Source organism: Asticcacaulis sp., assembly GCA_024707255.1.
Lineage (GTDB): Bacteria > Pseudomonadota > Alphaproteobacteria > Caulobacterales > Caulobacteraceae > Asticcacaulis.
Map to the genome: position 1 here is coordinate 1,689,800 of JANQAC010000001.1, position 16,846 is coordinate 1,706,645.

Annotated in this window: 17 protein-coding genes; 6 read left to right on the plus strand and 11 right to left on the minus strand. The window is 60.5% G+C overall.

Going from position 1 to position 16,846, the window contains the following annotated elements:
• Positions 1-45: 45 nt before the first annotated feature.
• Positions 46-735 carry a hypothetical protein gene (locus NVV72_08270; protein MCR6659323.1) on the minus strand — a complete coding sequence of 230 codons (690 nt, stop codon included), beginning with the start codon at positions 733-735 and terminating at the stop codon, positions 46-48.
• A 235-nt stretch (positions 736-970) separates the two neighbouring features.
• Between NVV72_08270 and NVV72_08275 the strand changes: the two genes are divergently transcribed.
• Together NVV72_08275 and NVV72_08280 are read left to right on the plus strand one after the other, a co-directional pair.
• Positions 971-1,807 carry a DUF817 domain-containing protein gene (locus NVV72_08275; protein ID MCR6659324.1) on the plus strand — a complete coding sequence of 279 codons (837 nt, stop codon included), beginning with the start codon at positions 971-973 and terminating at the stop codon, positions 1,805-1,807.
• Positions 1,768-2,409, plus strand: a complete 642-nt coding sequence (locus NVV72_08280; protein ID MCR6659325.1) for a DUF4328 domain-containing protein — start codon at positions 1,768-1,770, stop codon at positions 2,407-2,409. The genes NVV72_08275 and NVV72_08280 overlap by 40 nt, the downstream gene beginning before the upstream one ends.
• Here NVV72_08280 and NVV72_08285 read toward each other — a convergent pair.
• Genes NVV72_08285 through NVV72_08305 form a run of 5 tightly spaced genes read right to left on the minus strand, consistent with a single transcriptional unit; the run spans position 2,406 to position 5,173 of the window.
• Entirely contained in the window at positions 2,406-2,708 is a 303-nt protein-coding gene (locus tag NVV72_08285; protein ID MCR6659326.1) for a transcriptional regulator, read from the minus strand. The genes NVV72_08280 and NVV72_08285 overlap by 4 nt on opposite strands.
• A gap of 2 nt (positions 2,709-2,710) precedes the next feature.
• The gene (locus NVV72_08290) at positions 2,711-3,313 is read right to left on the minus strand and encodes a hypothetical protein (protein ID MCR6659327.1); all 603 of its coding nucleotides are present in this window, start codon (positions 3,311-3,313) and stop codon (positions 2,711-2,713) included.
• Entirely contained in the window at positions 3,310-3,942 is a 633-nt protein-coding gene (locus NVV72_08295; GenBank protein ID MCR6659328.1) for a hypothetical protein, read from the minus strand. The genes NVV72_08290 and NVV72_08295 overlap by 4 nt, the downstream gene beginning before the upstream one ends.
• Positions 3,939-4,730: an acyltransferase family protein gene (locus NVV72_08300; GenBank protein ID MCR6659329.1), complete on the minus strand. Its 792-nt coding sequence runs from the start codon at positions 4,728-4,730 to the stop codon at positions 3,939-3,941. Before NVV72_08300 ends, NVV72_08295 begins: the two co-directional genes overlap by 4 nt.
• On the minus strand, positions 4,670-5,173 hold the full coding sequence (locus NVV72_08305) for an acyltransferase family protein (protein ID MCR6659330.1): 504 nt from the start codon (positions 5,171-5,173) through the stop codon (positions 4,670-4,672). Before NVV72_08305 ends, NVV72_08300 begins: the two co-directional genes overlap by 61 nt.
• Before the next feature lie 136 nt (positions 5,174-5,309).
• Between NVV72_08305 and NVV72_08310 the strand changes: the two genes are divergently transcribed.
• Positions 5,310-6,200: an alpha/beta fold hydrolase gene (locus NVV72_08310; GenBank protein MCR6659331.1), complete on the plus strand. Its 891-nt coding sequence runs from the start codon at positions 5,310-5,312 to the stop codon at positions 6,198-6,200.
• Here NVV72_08310 and NVV72_08315 read toward each other — a convergent pair whose 3' ends face one another.
• On the minus strand, positions 6,201-7,445 hold the full coding sequence (locus tag NVV72_08315; protein MCR6659332.1) for a YIP1 family protein: 1,245 nt from the start codon (positions 7,443-7,445) through the stop codon (positions 6,201-6,203). It abuts the gene before it with no gap.
• Between the two features lie 82 nt (positions 7,446-7,527).
• Here NVV72_08315 and NVV72_08320 point away from each other — a divergent pair, with 82 nt between their 5' ends.
• A complete protein-coding gene (locus NVV72_08320) occupies positions 7,528-7,656 on the plus strand; it encodes a hypothetical protein (protein MCR6659333.1) in 129 nt (42 codons plus the stop codon).
• Between the two features lie 14 nt (positions 7,657-7,670).
• On the opposite strand, the gene NVV72_08325 is transcribed toward NVV72_08320, so the two are convergent.
• Positions 7,671-9,290: an MFS transporter gene (locus NVV72_08325; protein ID MCR6659334.1), complete on the minus strand. Its 1,620-nt coding sequence runs from the start codon at positions 9,288-9,290 to the stop codon at positions 7,671-7,673.
• Between the two features lie 201 nt (positions 9,291-9,491).
• Complete coding sequence (locus NVV72_08330) at positions 9,492-12,152, minus strand: M1 family metallopeptidase (GenBank protein ID MCR6659335.1); 2,661 nt, start codon at positions 12,150-12,152, stop codon at positions 9,492-9,494.
• A 260-nt stretch (positions 12,153-12,412) separates the two neighbouring features.
• Here NVV72_08330 and NVV72_08335 point away from each other — a divergent pair, with 260 nt between their 5' ends.
• Positions 12,413-13,300: a DUF3034 family protein gene (locus tag NVV72_08335; GenBank protein MCR6659336.1), complete on the plus strand. Its 888-nt coding sequence runs from the start codon at positions 12,413-12,415 to the stop codon at positions 13,298-13,300.
• 2 nt (positions 13,301-13,302) lie between these two features.
• The gene (locus NVV72_08340; protein ID MCR6659337.1) at positions 13,303-13,758 is read left to right on the plus strand and encodes a group 1 truncated hemoglobin; all 456 of its coding nucleotides are present in this window, start codon (positions 13,303-13,305) and stop codon (positions 13,756-13,758) included.
• On the opposite strand, the gene NVV72_08345 is transcribed toward NVV72_08340, so the two are convergent.
• A complete protein-coding gene (locus tag NVV72_08345) occupies positions 13,759-15,555 on the minus strand; it encodes a protein kinase (protein MCR6659338.1) in 1,797 nt (598 codons plus the stop codon).
• Between the two features lie 69 nt (positions 15,556-15,624).
• Positions 15,625-16,845: a molybdopterin molybdotransferase MoeA gene (locus NVV72_08350; protein ID MCR6659339.1), complete on the minus strand. Its 1,221-nt coding sequence runs from the start codon at positions 16,843-16,845 to the stop codon at positions 15,625-15,627.
• Position 16,846: the final 1 nt, after the last annotated feature.

Here is a 16,846-nt window from a genome sequence, read left to right on the forward strand (position 1 = left end):
GCAGGGGGGGACAATCCAAATGCGCATATTGAAGCCGCCGGGAAATCACACCGGCGGGTAGAGATCAAAGCTGTACCAGCGCGCACCGAAACGCCCTGAGCGCTCCACGATACAGATACGGTCGCCGACTTGCGCACGACGATACCAATCGCCATCGACGCTGAGTTGTGCAGGCAGGCCGTAGGGCACGGGCGAAAGAATGACATTCTGCGAAAACTGGCCCCTGCAGGAGCCAGAGCTGTAAGGCCCACCACCAAAGGAACAGTGCGGCTCGGTCATATACAGGTTGTCAATTCCGGTCTGCACAGACACATCCGGGCTGTGATCCAGCAGGCAATTGGCAGTCTGTGTCATGCCCCATGCGGCAAAAATCAACACACCAATCGTTACAAAAGCCCAAAAGGCTTTCACAGGTCGTTCAAACCAAAGGATCAGAGCCGACAGGATCAGCCCGACGATCACGCCAGCCCAAATGCCAGTCGAGCGATCCAGCAGCGTCTGATCCTCAATGGCATGTATGCCTATCGCCAGCAACAAGGCGTAAAATCCAGTGGCCAGGCTGGGCTTTTCCGCATCTCCGTAGTCGATCAGGCTGAAACGTTTCCAAGCCACAGCCGGCAGAACGGCTATGCCAGCCAGGGCGGGTATCAAGGCCAGATCCAGCGGCGACCGGTTATGCTGATAGGCCAGAACCACCCACAGAGCGATGATCAAGGCAACGCTATTCATCGCCATGGCCGACCACCATCGCGTGACATAGCTTTGTTCGCCGGCGGGTGTGGAAATAACGTGCATGGCTTTGCATAGCAATTTTCACGCGCACAAACCAGAGCCTGTCAGGAATGGTAAAAAGGTGCTGATCGCCTCTGGAACATGGAGAAAATTCCGCCATTATGACGGTATGGACTCAACACCCGTTCACCCCCTTGCGCCCTTTCTGCAGCCGGTCCGGCGCTGGATAAGACGCACCTTGCTCGTCCTGCCGGGGCCTGTGCGCGAATTCGTACTGTTCGGACTGAAGATGGCCTGGTCGTGCCTCTTCGGCGCCGGGATGCTGGGCCTGATGATCGTCACCCACCTGATCTGGCCGGCGAACAGCCCCATCTATCGCTATGACTTCCTGCTGGCCGCCGCGATCGGCATTCAGTGTCTGCTGCTGTGGACGCGGCTGGAGACCTTTGACGAAGTGAAGGTGATTTTCCTCTATCATGTCACCGGCACGATCATGGAAATCTTCAAGACCCATATGGGCTCATGGACCTATCCGGAGCCGTCGATCTTCCACATCGGCGGGGTGCCGCTATTCACCGGTTTCATGTATGGCAGCGTCGGCTCGTTCATCGCCCGCGCCATCCGCGTGTTCGACATGCGTTTTTCGCATTACCCGAAACCGTGGGTTACGTATCTGCTGGCCCTGGTGATCTATGTGAATTTCTTCACACATCATTTCATATGGGATTTCCGCTACCTGATCTTCGTGGCCATCTTCGTGATCTATTTCCGCTGCTTCGTCTTCTTCCGCATCGATCGGGCCGTCCATTCCATGCCCTATCTCCTGGCCGGCACACTGACCGCCTTCTTTCTGTGGCTGGCGGAAAATGTCGGCACCTTCACCCATACCTGGAGCTATCCCGGCAAGGCGTGGCATCTGGTCTCGATCCAGAAGATGGGCGCCTGGGGCTTGCTGCTGATCATCAGCTTCGTGACCGTGACTCTTGTGTTCAAGCCGAAAATACCGGAAGATGAGGTATCTGACAGGGGGGATATATGTCCAGAGACGAAAACCGTATTAAGAGACCGCGCATAGCAACTTTTTTTCTGCTTCCCGGCCTCGTTTTGCAACTCGCCAGCGAAGCTTTCCTTTGCTGTGCAATAGCATTTCTCGGTTTTGATATGTCTGCGTTTGATGATCCCTCATATAGCCCGGACAGCATCGGCGTTTTAGTCGGCCTGGCAAGTTTGATTATTTTGGTGATGCTGGTTATCAACTTCATCATGTTGATGTTCTGGGTATATCGCATCAACGCCAATACACATAACCTCCCTGTCCCGGATCTCGAATATGAGCCAGGCTGGGCTGTGGGGTGGTGGCTCATACCCTTTGCCAATCTTTGGAAGCCATTCGACATTATGTGCGAACTGTACAATGCCAATAAAAATCCCAATGATTGGCATGAATTGAGCAGACCGCCGCTGCTCATAGCTTGGTGGGTAGTTACAATCCTGCAAATTCTGCCGACAATCGCGCTGCGTTTTGCAAACGACTTTGGCGGCAGCGCCTCGGTGCCTTATGTACTGTTGTATGTTCTGGGGGCCATAAGGTTAGCCTTGATTATAACAATTGTTTTGCGCATCAATGGCTTTCAGAAGATCGCCATTGTCAGGCCCGGTGTGGAGCAAGTCTTTTAGCGGCATCTGGCCACCAGGTTTGACAGGGCTTCGAGATAGTCGGCAAAGGCCTTGCGACCGGCCGGTGTGATATGCGCACGAGTCAGCGGCTTGCGGCCCTGAAAGCTCTTGATGATCTCGACATAGCCGGCCTCTTCCAGCTTACGCAGATGGACCGAGAGATTGCCCTGGGTCGCTTCCAGCACCGCCTTCAATTCGTTGAAGTCAGCGGCTTCGGCGTCCATCAAATAGGCCATGATTCCCAGACGCAGGCGTCCGTGAATGGCGTCATCCAGTTTGTTGATGTCGAAGCCGGCCATGATTATTTGCTGGCCTGCCGCATCATGTACCAGCCGCCGCCGCCCATGATGACAAACAAGGCAATGCCCAGCACCAGCACATAGTGCGGCGTGCCGATCAGAAGGCCCAGTGTCAGGGTGGTGATGAACCAGCCGGCCGATATGACCGCCAGCCACGCCTCCCTGCGGATCATGTAGGCGGTGAACCACACCGCGCCCTGGAAGGCGCAGACCGTGATCGGATACAACAGCCAGATCAGGATACTCTTTTCGGTGATGGCGGCGTAGGCAAACACGCCGATCATGAACAGATTGGCCAGACCGGCGCTGCTGAAGGCGGCGTTGAGCGCACGCGTCGCCACCCCGTTCTTCGGCACCTTGCGGTCGCGCCACAGGATAATGCACATCACCGCCAGGAAAACCACTGTCGGCAGGAAGCCGGCGATCAGATTGCCCCAGACACCGATATTAACGATGCCGGCCAGATGAATCCATTGCACCAGGCACTGCAATCCATAGCACACGCCACCGGTCAGATAGAGCGCGCCGCCGGAAATCCGCACCCGCGCGCCTTCGCTGACCAGCGCCTTTACAAAGGCCAGATCGGCTTCGATACCCTTGGTCATATGGCGTCTCCCTTTTGGCGACGATCAATGGCCATCATGGTCCAGCCGGCGCCGCCCATCAGCACGATCAGGGCGATGCCGAGCACGAGCAGATAGGGCTGCGGTTGTCGGATCAACAGGCCCAGGGCGACCGTGGTGATGAACCAGCCGGCGGAAACGCCTATCAGCCACAGCTTGCGCCGGATCATGTAAGCCACATACCAGACAGCGCCCATGAAGGCACATATCACCACGGGATAGAGCAGCCAGATCAGCAGGCTTTTCTGTGTATTAGCAACATAGCCGAAGACAACGGCAATGGCGAGATTGGCCAGGCCCGCCGAACCATAGGCGGCATTGAGCGCGCGCGTGGCGACGCCCTGCGGCCCGGCCTTGCGGCCTTGCCAGGCGACATAGATGATGACGGGAATGGTCACGGCGATGGGGAACAGGATCAGGGTCCAGTTTACCAGCGCGGTCTGCGGCCAGCCGAACGCATCCTGCGCCCAGTAGGCCAGACAGTCGATACCATAGGCCGGGCCGGCGGTCAGGAAGACGATGCCGGCTGCCCCTTGCGCCTTCGGGCCCTCGCTGACGAGGGCCTTCAGGAAGGCAAGGTCTTTATGGACGTCCTCGCCCGGTTCAGTCATGCCCCATCTCCTAATATGGCCTCCTGGCCCTGGCTTGCGCGTTTCACCTTACGGCGGCGGCCATTGAGAATCGCCCCGATGAAGGTGTAGCGTACCATAAATTGATAGGTGAACAGTCCGATCATCACCGTCGCCAGCAAAACCCCGGCAAATTTCAGTTCGGCCGGGCCGGGCAGGTTGCGCACGAATAGTTGCAGCGCCATGACCACAGGGATGTGCAGGATATAGATCCAGTAGGAGGCATCCGACAGATAGCGCAGTACCGGGTTTTCGCGTTTCAGAAAGGCATGGGCGGCACCAATCAGGCCGAGTGTCCACGACCAGCCGGTCAGCAGGTAAAGTGCCAGATAGAGCGGGTGGTCGCTGCCTTTCGCGGGCGTGATGACAGGCGTCAGGCCAACCATGTTCAGGCAGATGACCGTACCGATGGCCGCGGCGGGCAGGTGTGCCCACCAACGCTTCGCCAGATGGCTCAGCAGGTCCGGCGAACGGTGCAGGAACCAGCCAAAAGCAAAGGCCGTGGTGAAAGCCGCCAGGGCGGGCGTATTGATCATAACGCCCGCATCCGGGGTGGGGATGCCGAACCACATCAGCCAGGCGGGATTGGCATAAAGGGCGGCAAAGGCCGGCAGGATCAGGACGGCACCGATCAGATCGGTACGCGTCAGGAAGCCGATGACAGTGTCAAACATCCGGCCCAGAATGCCGCCGATATGCAGCACGTCGGTCACCAGCTTGAGGACGATGGCGCCGCCATAGAGCCACAGCAGGGCATAAAGGAACCACAGGTGCGTAAGCGGAAAATTCTGGGGGTAAGCCCCGGCGCTGGCGGGGGTGTGCCGGCAGGCGTCCCCGGCGGCGGCATATAGGCAAAGAGCATGACGCTGATGATAGCGGTAAAGACGATCGGCCAGAAGGCCACCAGCGGCACGCCGACCCGGATCAGGCGGTTTTTGATAAAGCCGCCAAGCCCGCGCCTGTCCACCAGCATATGCGCGAAGAACCCGGCCATGACGAAGAAGGTCATCATGCGGAACATGTGGATGACGTAGAACAGCAGGCCTAAACCAACAGACGAACTGGCATCCTTCAGCACCCACACCTGGGGTTCGATAAAGGACATGGTGGTATGCAGGGCGACACCGAGCAGAAGCGCGCCGGCGCGCACGGCATCGAGATCGTGAAAACGCTCGGAATGGGTACTCACAGACAGTTTTGTCGTCACAGACATAATGACCTCCCGTCAGGGCCGATTGCCCCAATGTGGCGACAGATATATCAACAAGTTTGAAATGTAAACCAGTTTGTATATTTCAAGATTGCGCCCGTCATCAAAGCTTCGATAAATCATGTGAAAAGGGGCGGGTATGAGCGAAACAATCGATAAAAAAACACGCGGCCTGGCTTTCGCCTGGCGGCTTTTGCGCCTGACCGGCCTTGGTCTGGCGGGCGCCTGTCTCGCCGCCTGGCTGATGGCGGTCGGGTATCTCTATATCGAACAGCGTCACCTGCTCTTTTACCCGGAACGCGAGACTGAAGCCCTAGCCATAAAAGGCCTGGACTTGCAGGATGTGCGCATCCATACGCCTGATGGCGAGACCCTGCAGGCACTTTATGAGGCGCCCCGGCCAGGCCAGCCGGTCATCCTGTTCCTTCACGGCCAGAGCGGCACCTTGATGATGGGCAAGTGGCGCTATATCCGGATGCACAAACAAGGGGTGGGTTATCTGGCGCTGGCCTATCGCGGCTATTCCGGCTCGACCGGCACGCCATCGGAAAAGGGGCTGCTGATCGATGGCCTGGCGGCCTATGACTGGCTGAAAGCGAAAGGGTTTCGGGATTCCGACATCGTCATTCATGGCCATTCGCTGGGCACCGGAGTCGCCACCTATGCGGCCACGCAGCGGCCGGCGCGGGCGCTGATCCTCGAAGCACCCTTTACCGCCGCCAGCGATGTCGGGGCCGAGCGTTATCCGCTCATTCCGGTATCGATTTTAATGAAGGACAAGTTCCTGAACCGCGAACGCATCAGGGACGTCCATATGCCCGTGCTGATCGCCCACGGCGACAAGGACAGCGTTATTCCCTTTCGGCAGGGCGAGCGCCTGTATGCCCTGGCCAATGATCCGAAGGTGTTCGTAAGAATGCACGGGTCAGAGCATAATACCCTGACCCGTGACGGCGTTTATCCTTATTACTGGAAGTTTCTGGGATTGCTGGAGACTGATGTCGATCCGGCAATCGTCATCGCCAGATAGCTACTGTGTGAGCGCTTTCGCGCGGCCGACATCGACGCTGGCGACCACCGCTTTCAGGGTGCCCATATCGACATTATCCCCTTCCGCCGCCACGCTGATGCGGCCATCGGAAACAATGGCATATTCACCGTGCTTGGCCGCGTTATCCCACTTTTCCGTGACCATGCGGCCGTTTTCGGTGGTGACCTTTTCGTAGCCGGTGGCGCTGCTGCTCGATGAGTTCAGGTTCATTGCCGCCGCCATGGCGCCGATACCGGCCACTGTGCCCATGTCGGTGACGGTGACATTCACCGTGCCGTCACCGATATGATAGGTGCCCTTGGCGGTGGAGACGGCGATGCCGCCCGCGCCGCCGGAACTGGTATTGTCATCGGTGCGCGCGGCACCGTTATAGGCGGGTGGCAAAAGGGCCAGAAGCGCCGAGGCATCGGCCAGCTTGACCACTGACTGGCCGGTCTGGGCCGCCGAGGCTTGCGCCGCCATCTGGTTGGCCGCGGCTTCCATCTGATTGGCGGCCTCTTCCATCCCGGAGACATTGGGCGCGACGATCGCGCGATTATTGAACGCGAAGCCGCCCATATGCCCCATCCCGCCAGTGGCCATCATGCCGGCGCTGGTAACGGCACCGGCAACAGCGCCGATGATCATGGCCAGGACGATATAAACAATCGCCACAACGATCATGTAGACCACGGTTTTGTCGGCGGGGTTTTTCATCAGTTTCGGCAGACCGAGATAGAAGAGGTATATGCCGTAGAGTGCGCCAAGCAGGGCCAGTATGCCGAGCATTGGGAACAGGCCGAAGATGGACGCCACCCAGCCGGCCGTAGACGCGTAAGCTGCAAGCTTGAGCGCCTGGATGAAGTTTTTCTGGCCGTTGAAACTGGGGGCCAGCCCATCGATGACGAGCGCCACCACATAGATCATGATCAGCGAGAGCACGTAGCTCAATACGGCGCCGACAATCGCCATCAGCAGAGGCGTATGAAAGGAAAACCCGAGCGCACCCACACCAAATACCACGCCGCCAATGGCGCTGGCCGCCGGGCCGATGGCGGCCAGCGGCATGATATAGCTGGTATAGAGCTGTTGAACGGTCGGCGTTTCGCGCTCGATCACATCCCAAGTCGGCGAGGGCTTGAGCAGGATGGCCTGCACCCGTTCGATCAGATTGTTCGGGTTCTTCGGGTTGGCGTAGGGATTGGGGTCCGGCGCTTGCACGGGGGGAACGGAGTCGTCGGTCATGTATGGGATCGCCCTGTCAGTGGATAATACATACGCTGGCACTGGCGGGGCAATATGAGAATTTCGCCCCAATAAGGCGAGCATGGCCAAAAAAGAACCCCCGGTCAATCAACCGGAGGCCCTTTCGTTTCAACGTTTTCGTGATACTTCTCCGATGCGCTTGCGCATCGGCAAGGGCAAGGCCCGCCGCCGCTTATGCGGCGAGTCTTAACTAGCGCTTGAGCGTTATTCCTTAAAATCGATATGCCGGTTGTCCTTGATGGTGAACAGCCCGATCAAGACCGTCAGGGCGGCGATCCCCACCGGATACCACAGGCCGTCATAGATGCCGCCGGTCGCCGCCACGATGGTGAATGTGATGAAGGGCAGCAGGCCGCCGAACCAGCCATTGCCGAAGTGATAGGGCAGGGACATGGCGCTGTAGCGGATGCGTGCCGGGAACATCTCCACCAGCGCGGCCGCCATCGGGGCATAGACCATGGTGACCAGAACTACCAGCAGGGTCAGGATGCCGATGGTTTTCGGAAAATCAATCTGCGCTGTGTCGGCCTTGGCCGGATAACCGGCGATTTTCAGGGCCGCGCCCACCTGTTCGGCGAAATCGGCCTGTCCGGCTTTCAGAGCGTCTGCGGCCAGCCCGCGGCCCTCGAAGGCGGGGATGACCGTCTGGCCGATACGGACACTGGCTATCGTGCCGGCAGGGGCGGCTTCATTGGTATAGCTGATGCCGCCCTTGGCGAGATACGACTTGGCGATGTCGCAGGATTGCAGGAATTTCGCCTTGCCGACCGGGTCGAACTGGACGGCGCAGGCGGTCTGATCGGCCACGACCACAACTGGCGAGGCTGTTTGCGCATGTTCGAGCGCCGGGCTGACGGCGCCGGTCAGCATCTGGAACAGCGGGAAATAGCCGATGGCGGCCAGCACCAGGCCGGCCAGAATGATGGGCTTGCGGCCGATGCGGTCCGACAGCCAGCCGAAAAAGATGAAGAACGGCGTGGCGATGACCAGCGCGCCGCCGATCAACCAATAGGAGGTGGCCAGGTCGACATGCAGCATCTTTTGCAGGAAGAACAGGGCGTAGAACTGGCCGGTATACCACACCACGCCCTGGCCCATGACAAGACCAAACAGGGCAATCAATACGATCTTGAGGTTCGACCATTTCAGGAAGGCTTCGGAAAGCGGTGATTTCGCCGTGCGGCCTTCATTCTTCATGGCCTGGAAGACCGGGCTTTCATTGAGCTTCATCCGTATCCAGATCGACACCAGTAAAAGCACGATCGAGAACAGGAAGGGCAGGCGCCAGCCCCACGCCTTGAAATCTGCTTCGGAGACGTAGTGTTGGGTCACGCCGATGGCGACCAGGGCCAGCAGCAGGCCGAGCGTGGCCGTGGTCTGGATCCAGGCGGTCATCTGGCCGCGCTTGTTATCCGGCGAATGCTCGGCCACATAGGTGGCGGCCCCGCCGTATTCGCCGCCCATGGCCGGGCCCTGCACAAGACGCAGGCCGATCAGGATGATGGGGGCGGCGATGCCGATCTGGTGATAGGTGGGCAGGACGCCAACCAGGAAGGTGGACAGGCCCATAATGATCATGGTGATCAGGAAGGTGTGCTTGCGGCCGACCTTGTCGCCCATGCCGCCGAAGACCATGGCGCCGAAGGGCCGCACGATAAAGCCGGCAGCCAGGGCCAGAAGCGCGAAGATGAAGGAGGTGGTCGGGTTGATGCCCTTCACCTCGAAGAACTGCGCCCCCATAATGGCGGCCAGCGTGCCGAAGATGTAGAAATCGAACCACTCGAAGATGGTGCCGAGCGATGACGCCCCGATCACCAGAGCCATGCTTTGTTTTTTATGTGCCGTTTCGCCCATAACGTCTCAACCCCTTGCTTTGCTTATGCACCCGATTACCGGATGTGACTTTCGTCTCTTTGAAAGCAGAAATGGCACAGGCGCGGCAGGACGGCAAGAGATTAGCCGCCAGCATGATAAAACCCTCCGGCGATTTCGCGCCGGAGGGTTTTATTTGGTTGAAACCGAAGCTTACTTCGCGTCTTTCAGCGCCGTGACGACTTCCGCGCCCTTGGCGTCCTTCAGAACGCTGCACGAGCGGATATCCTCCAGCATCCGGTTAAAGGACAGTTCGCCGCGGCCGGCAGCGACCACTTTCGGGCGCATGATACGCTCGATCTCATCCGCCTTGCCCGCATCGCAGTAATTATGCGGCAGCGAGGCGATGCGGCCGGCCGAGAAGATGCCGGCTCCCGCCGAGAAGCTGTCATAATTGGCCTTCAGCCAGTCATAGGTCATGTCGCGCGTGGCAGCATTGTTCATCAGGCCGCCGACCAGGGCCAGCTTGTCCGGCACGCGCAGGCGGGGCTCGCTCAGCGCACCCAGGAGCCAGGTCGCCGTGGCGGCGTCGGCGTCGGAGGTGATGGCGCCGCGTACCGCCGAACGGACGACTTCGTCCTGTTCGGTCATCATCCGGTCGAACAGGGCCTTGGCCGCCGGCTGGTGGCCTTCCTCGACATAGATCTTGAAGCCGCGCGCCAGGAACGCCTGGTCGAGCGCCGTCTTGTCGCCGCCGAGATAGGCATTAGCGGCATCGAGCAGTTGCTTGCGCACCGCCGGGTCGCGGCCCGCATCGGAGACCGCGACCACCAGGCGCTGGCGCAGTTTCTGCGTGTCGGGATCATCGGAGAGATGCGCGCCGGCCTTCGGGTTGAAACCGAGGGCGGCCAGGCGCGGGGCGTAGATTTCATCCATCACCCGGCGATAGTCCGGCAAGCCGGCTTCGGGGATAATGCCGCGTGTCACCAGTTCAGCGAATTGATCGGCGCTGCCGGTGGCGACGTTGGAATCCTTGTTGTTGACGAAGACCTTGGCCGCCTCGATCAGTTGCGGTGCGGCCAGCTTGCCGGCATAGAACTGGCCCCACAGGCTGTCGAGCGCCGCCAGGCCCTCGCCGGCGGGCAGTTTGTCGCCGGTGGCGATCAGGGTTGACCAGTCGTCCGGCGTCAGGGTGAAGCGGTAATAGCCGGTGCCGCCGGCATTGGGCATCAGTACGCCGGGCGCATCGGCGCCGAGCGTGCCCTGCGGCTGGGCCATCAGGAAGCACTTGCGTTCTTCACCCTGGCGCAGGCAGAGCGGAATGGTCCAGCTTTGCGGGTCAAGCGTGGCGCCCAGGCGGGCATAGCGCGACTGCGTCGCCACCAGCCAGCCGCCCTGGTGGCTGAAATCGACCGTCGGGAAGCCCTGCTGGTTAACGAAGCTCTTCATGGCGTCGAGTACGGCCGGTTCCTGGGCGGCGTCGGCCAGGGCGCCGAAAAATTCATCGGAAGTGGCGTTGCCGTACGGATGACGCGACATGTGCAGGCGCACGCCGCGCTTGAAGGTTTCATCACCGAGATAGCCGGCCACCATGGCCACGACCTGTCCGCCCTTGCCATAGGTGATGGTGTCGAAGGCCGAGTCGATGTCGCCGTTATTGGTGATCTTTTCGTGGATCGGACGGCCCACCTTGAGGGCGTCGGTATCCATGGCACCGAAAGCTTCATCGATGGCGCCGACGCCGATATTCAGTTCCGGCCGCCATTCATTGCCGATGCGGTAACCCATCCAGTTGGCGAAGCTCTCATTGAGCCAGATATCATCCCACCAGGCCGGGGTGACATAATCGCCGAACCACTGGTGCGACAGTTCGTGAGACACCACCATGCCGAATTCCTGCTTCTGTACGGTCGAAGCGCCGGAATCGAGCAGCAGGATATTGTCGCCATAGATATCGATGCCGGCGTTTTCCATGGCGCCCGGCATGATCGGCGAGGCGACCTGATCGAGCTTCGGGAAGGGGAAGGCCTGTCCGAAATAGGTTTCCAGATGGCTGACGATCGACGGGGTTTCATCGAGCGCATATTTCAGCTTGGCGGCATTGGGCTTGGTGGCGACAATGCGGATCGGCAGGGCGTAGTTGCGGTACTGGTTAGGCGGCGCCACGCCTTCCGCCACCGCAAATGGCCCGACGGCAAAGGCGACCAGGTAGGTCGGCAGCTTTTCGGTGCGGTAGAAGGAGTGGGTGATCATCGAGCCGGCCGTGGTCGAGCCATCTTCCGGACCGTTGCTGAGGGCGACCAGTCCTTTTTCCGTGGTGATCTGCACCTTGAACGGCGTCTTGAAGCCCGGCTCGTCGAACGACGGGAAGGCGCCGCGGGCGTCGATCGATTCAAATTGCGACCAGACATACCACTCGCCAGCGACCTGGACGCGGTAAAGCCCGGCCGCATCATTGGTGAAAGGCGCATCGTAATCGAACACCAGGGTGGTGCGACCGGCGGGGATGGCCTTGGCGAAGTCGAGGCGGGCGACGCCGAGGTCATCGACCTGGGTATATTTGGCGTTGACCGGCTTGCCATTCACCATGGCGACCACTTTCGACATCTTCAGGTCGCGGCCGTGCAGGTAGAGCGATTTCGTTTCGGCCTTCACATTGACATCGATCTCGACATGGCCCGAAAAGCGCGGCTTGGAGGGCACGATGGTCAGGTTGAGGCTGTAGGCGAGCGGGGTGGCGGCGTCGGGCAGCTTGCCCTTGGGGGCGTTGGCGTCGGCGACAATGGCGGTGGCGGCCGGGGCAGCCAGCGTCACCACGGGGGTGAGGGCGGTCGAAGCGAGGAGCAGGCTGGCGGCGAAAAGCAATGGGCGCATATGAGATCCGGGTTTGTAGCGCGGCGCGGAGCTAGGCGACCCCTTGAGGCGGCGCGATAATTAAGAATGAAACCAGTCGGCAGGGTTAGCATGGCCTCCGCCGACTGCACATTAAGTTTTTGTAATGGGCTTTTATGGCGTGGCAAAAAGGCCGCAGGCGCTGCGTTTTCTTCAGAAACGTAATCCCATAAAGCAAGGCTTAAACAAATTCAGGCGAAATTCCTCGGACGACAGGCGGACCAGGCCGAAGGGGAAATGTTTTGAAATACAAGCGTATAGGCGAAATTGTTGCGCTCGCCATCCTGGCGTGTGCCGGTCTGACCGGGGCCGCGCAGGCGGAGTCGATCTTCACCTATACCAGCGGCAAATTGCTGCTGACCGGCGGCGTCAGCCAGATCGAAGGCGCGGCCGGCGGCGGTCTGACTCCCTGGGCGGTGATCGGGGGGTATGGCGCACAGAACCAGACCGGCGGAAACGCCTTCTACACCACTGTCGATACGCAGGACTATCGCGTGTCCTCGTATGGCGCGTTGGTCGGCATCCATGACCGCGTTGAAATCTCCTACGCCCGGCAGGATTTCGACCTGCAAAAGATCGGCGGCGCGCTGGGCCTTGGCGATGGCTACACCATTTCGCAGGACACCATCGGCGTAAAGGTCAAGGTGGCCGGCAATGCCGTGCTGGAACAGGATCGCTGGCTGCCGCAGATCGCCGTGGGGGCGCAGTTCAAGCAAAACAAGAACGGCGCCCTGGTCAAGGCGTTGGGCGCGCGCGATGACAGTGGCACCGATTATTATGTCAGCGCCACCAAACTGTTCCTCGCCCAGAGCCTGCTGGTCAACAGCACGATCCGCGCCACCAAGGCCAATCAGTTCGGTATTCTAGGCTATGGGGGAATCGATGACGATTACCATGCCGAATTCGAGGGCTCGGTCGCCTACCTGCTCAACCGCCATTTGGCCATCGGCGCCGAGGTGCGCTCGAAGCCCGATAATCTGGGTGTCGCCAAGGAAGGCGCGGCGGTTGATGCCTTCGTGGCATACGCGCCCTGCAAGCGGATATCCTTCACCCTCGCCTATGCCGATCTCGGCAATATCGTCACGCGCCGCCAATCGGGACTGTATCTCTCGCTCCAAGCCGGATTCTGATCATGAAAATCATCGCTCTTGCGGCAACCGCCCTTTTGTTCGCGTCTCCGGTTCTGGCGCAAGGTACGCCTTCCGCCCCGACCGCGCCGGTCATTTCGCCCGATGGCAGGCTCTTCTCCGAATTTGGCGGCCATGACGGCCTGGTCAGGATCATGGACGACCTGATGGTCAATCTGCTGGCCGATCCGCGCACGAAAGACTTCTTCGTTGCCGTCGATCAGCAGCATGTGAAGGATGAACTGGTCTCGCAGTTCTGCGCCATTTTGGGCGGCGGCTGCACCTATACCGGCAAGGACATGAAAGCGGTCCACGCCAAGCTGGGTGTCCATCAGGAAGACTTCCTGGCGCTGGTGGAAGACCTGCAAAAGGCGATGGAAAAGAACCATGTGTCGTTTTCGGCGCAGAACAGACTGCTGGCGGCCCTGGCGCCCCAGCACCGGGATGTCATAACGGAATAATCAGCCGAAGACGCGCCTGGAAAGTTCCGCTAGTGCCGCCTGCGCCCACGGCGGCAAGGGGATGCCGGTCTTTGCCGTCATGATGGAAATCACCAGGCATATGGCCAGGAACAGGCTGACGCCGCGCCAGATGCCGACCTGGTTGCGGGCCAGCCAGGAATGCTTGCGGAAGAAATCGGGCTCGGCGCCATGCGAGCCGGTCTCAAGCTTGAAAGCCAGTTCGAAACCGTCCTGGAAGCGATCGGCCGGATTCGGCGCCAGGGCCTGCAAAATCACGCTGTCGAGCCAGGCCGGCAGGTCGCCGCGCCGGCTGGCGAGGCGTTCCGGCATGTTGAAACGCGGTGTCTGGCCGGTCTCGATCTCGCCGAAGGGATAGGCGCCGCCGGTGAACATCCGGTAGAGCGTCACCCCCATGGCGAAGATGTCCGAGCGCTCGTCACCCGGTTTGCCGTCGAACAATTCCGGCGCCTTGTAGCTGGGCGTGCCGGGCACGAACAGGCTGTCCTTGTCGATGCCGGGAATGCGCGCCACGCCGAGATCGACCAGCTTGAAGCCGCCATCGGCCGTCAGGATGATGTTCTCCGGTTTGACATCGCGGTGGATGATACCGGCGCGGTGCAGCGAGCCCAAGGCCTTGGCCAGCTTGGTAGCGATGCCGACACCTTCCTTCAGGGTGATTTTCGGGCTGCGCAACAGGCGGTGTTCGAGGGTTTCGCCGACATAATAGGGCTGGGCAACATAGAGACAGGTCTGGCGGCCGGGGGCGATATCAAGCACCGAACCGATCCACATATGCTGGACGCGGCTGGCTACCCAGGCTTCGCGCATGAAGGCCGAGCGCGCCGAGGTTTCCGAGCCGATGGTATGGGGTTTGGGGAATTTCAGCACGACATTGGGGCTGATGCCGGTGCGGAATTCGCGCATGTCGCGCGCCCGGAAGACACGGCTGTAGATGCCGTCGGCCAGTTGCCGCTCCAGCTTGAAGCCATCGATCAGGTCGCCGACATGGGGCGGTTCGATGATCGGCAGCCGGGAAATGGCGAGGTTCAGGTCTTCGATCGTGGCCGGGGGCAGGTCGATGACATCGATCACCAGGGCCGTGGCGTTATCGTCGCCGCCGTGGGCGATGGCGGTGCTGACCAGCCGCTGGGCCGTCTCTTCCGGCGCTGTGCGGCCATCGAGCAGGGCGAGTATCTGGGCCTGACTGACAAAGCCGTGAATGCCATCCGAACACAGCATCAGCCGGTCATGCGGAAAGATATCGTGGGCGCCGTAATCGATACGGATGGCTTCTTCGGCGCCGACCGCGCGGGTGATGAACGGGCTGCCGTCCGGCCCTTCGGGCTTGTGGTCTTGCGTCAATTGTTCGAGCTGGCCGGCGCGCAGGCGGTAGAGGCGGGTATCGCCGGCATGGAAGCTGTGCAGCCGCCGCCCCTTAATGACGATACCGGTAAAGGCGGCGCACATGCCTTTCAGGTTTTCGTTCTTCTGACCTTCGCGGTAGAGCCAGTAATTGATGCTTTCCAGCGCCCGCGCCGCCGTCTTTTGCGGTGACAGCAGTTCCGACTGGCCGAGATAATCATCGATAAAGGTCCGCACAGAAAGCTCGGCCGCCACGCGCCCACCCTTGCGCCCGCCGACGCCATCGGCCAGGGCGGCCACCGCGCCGTGATGACGCTGGCCGTCCTCCAGACAGAGGGCGGCGAAATCCTGGTTTTCTTCGCGCTTGCCAATATCACTGGCGAAACCGGCGGCGATATCGAGCTTTGAGGCAGTCTGCGTCGGGTCATGTCCTATGTGTGCAGGAGCGAACCGTGTTCGTCCAGTGGGCTTTGGATTATGCTGATTGACGTGGCTTTTGAACCACTACAGCCGGTCGAGCGGCAAAACCTCGACGCGCGACCCAGCGTTTTGCGGCAGGGTATTGGCCGGCAGGCGGATCAGCGCATCGGCACGGGCGAAGACTTTGACCAGGGAGGAATCCTGGTCGTCAAACGCTGTCACCTGCAATTGCCCTTGCAATGAGCTGCCGATTTTGGCGCGCAGATAGGTCTCACGTGGACCGGCGGCAGAGAGGGGGCCTTGCGTCACGGCGGTGATAAAGGGGCTTGTTTCCGGCATTCCCAGTGACGCCTCGATCCAGGCTTTCAGGAACAATTGCGCCGTGACAAAAGCCGAAGCCGGATTGCCCGGCAGGCTCAATATCCGCGTCCCATCGGTCAGCCGGCCGAAACTGGTCGGCTTGCCGGGCTTGATCGCTACGGAAGCGAAATCGAGCGCCAGGCCCAGCTTTTCCAGCGCCGGCCGCACCAGGTCATAATCGCCGACACTGGCCCCGCCGACTGTGACGATCAGGTCGGCCTTCGTGTTCTTCAGCGCCTTATGCAGAGCCCTGGCGTTATCGCCCTCCACGCCGACATAGCTGGTCTTGCCGCCCCACTGCTTGATCAATGCCATGAGCGCATGGGAGGCGGATTCATAGATCTGGTCCGGTTTCGGCGTCTGGCCGGGCAACACAAGTTCATCACCGGTACACAGGACGGCGATCTTGGGACGGCGCCAGACCGGCACCGTGTCCAGCCCGGCCGCCGCGACCAGGGACAGGCGCCACGGATCAAGCCGCTGACCGGGCTCAAGCAGGGTGTCGCCGGCCTTGAAATCCTGGCCGGCCTTGCGAATGTGAGACGGTCCGTCAGGCTTGCGGCCATCCGGCAGGACATCGATCATGTCTGCCTGGCGAACGACATTTTCCTGAATAACGACGGCGTCGCAATCGGCGGGTACAGGCGCGCCGGTAAAAATGCGCACGGTCTCCCCCGCGGCCACCGACCCTGTGTAGACGCGGCCCGCCGCACTTTCGCCGACCACATGCAGGGTGACCTGTTTAGCTTTCGTTTTCAGCGATTCCCTGCGGACGGCATAGCCATCCATGGCCGAGGCGTTGAAGGGCGGCTGATCGCGCCCAGCCAAAACGGCTTCGGCCAGCACGCGACCCATGGCCTTGGCCAGCGGCACACGCTCTGCCGCTGGAGACACCGCGCCCTGCCTGACCGCTGCCAGCGCCGCATCGACCGCAACGTTTTTCATT

Excerpts from the sequence above, each read along its gene's own strand:
- NVV72_08270 (MCR6659323.1), bottom strand. The coding sequence starts at position 735 with ATGGCGATGAATAGCGTTGCCTTGATCATCGCTCTGTGGGTGGTTCTG.
- NVV72_08280 (MCR6659325.1), top strand. The coding sequence starts at position 1,768 with ATGTCCAGAGACGAAAACCGTATTAAGAGACCGCGCATAGCAACTTTT.
- NVV72_08285 (MCR6659326.1), bottom strand. The coding sequence starts at position 2,708 with ATGGCCGGCTTCGACATCAACAAACTGGATGACGCCATTCACGGACGC.
- NVV72_08290 (MCR6659327.1), bottom strand. The coding sequence starts at position 3,313 with ATGACCAAGGGTATCGAAGCCGATCTGGCCTTTGTAAAGGCGCTGGTC.
- NVV72_08295 (MCR6659328.1), bottom strand. The coding sequence starts at position 3,942 with ATGACTGAACCGGGCGAGGACGTCCATAAAGACCTTGCCTTCCTGAAG.
- NVV72_08305 (MCR6659330.1), bottom strand. The coding sequence starts at position 5,173 with ATGTCTGTGACGACAAAACTGTCTGTGAGTACCCATTCCGAGCGTTTT.
- NVV72_08310 (MCR6659331.1), top strand. The coding sequence starts at position 5,310 with ATGAGCGAAACAATCGATAAAAAAACACGCGGCCTGGCTTTCGCCTGG.
- NVV72_08315 (MCR6659332.1), bottom strand. The coding sequence starts at position 7,445 with ATGACCGACGACTCCGTTCCCCCCGTGCAAGCGCCGGACCCCAATCCC.
- NVV72_08320 (MCR6659333.1), top strand. The coding sequence starts at position 7,528 with ATGGCCAAAAAAGAACCCCCGGTCAATCAACCGGAGGCCCTTTCGTTT.
- NVV72_08325 (MCR6659334.1), bottom strand. The coding sequence starts at position 9,290 with ATGGCTCTGGTGATCGGGGCGTCATCGCTCGGCACCATCTTCGAGTGG.
- NVV72_08330 (MCR6659335.1), bottom strand. The coding sequence starts at position 12,152 with ATGCGCCCATTGCTTTTCGCCGCCAGCCTGCTCCTCGCTTCGACCGCC.
- NVV72_08340 (MCR6659337.1), top strand. The coding sequence starts at position 13,303 with ATGAAAATCATCGCTCTTGCGGCAACCGCCCTTTTGTTCGCGTCTCCG.
- NVV72_08350 (MCR6659339.1), bottom strand. The coding sequence starts at position 16,845 with ATGAAAAACGTTGCGGTCGATGCGGCGCTGGCAGCGGTCAGGCAGGGC.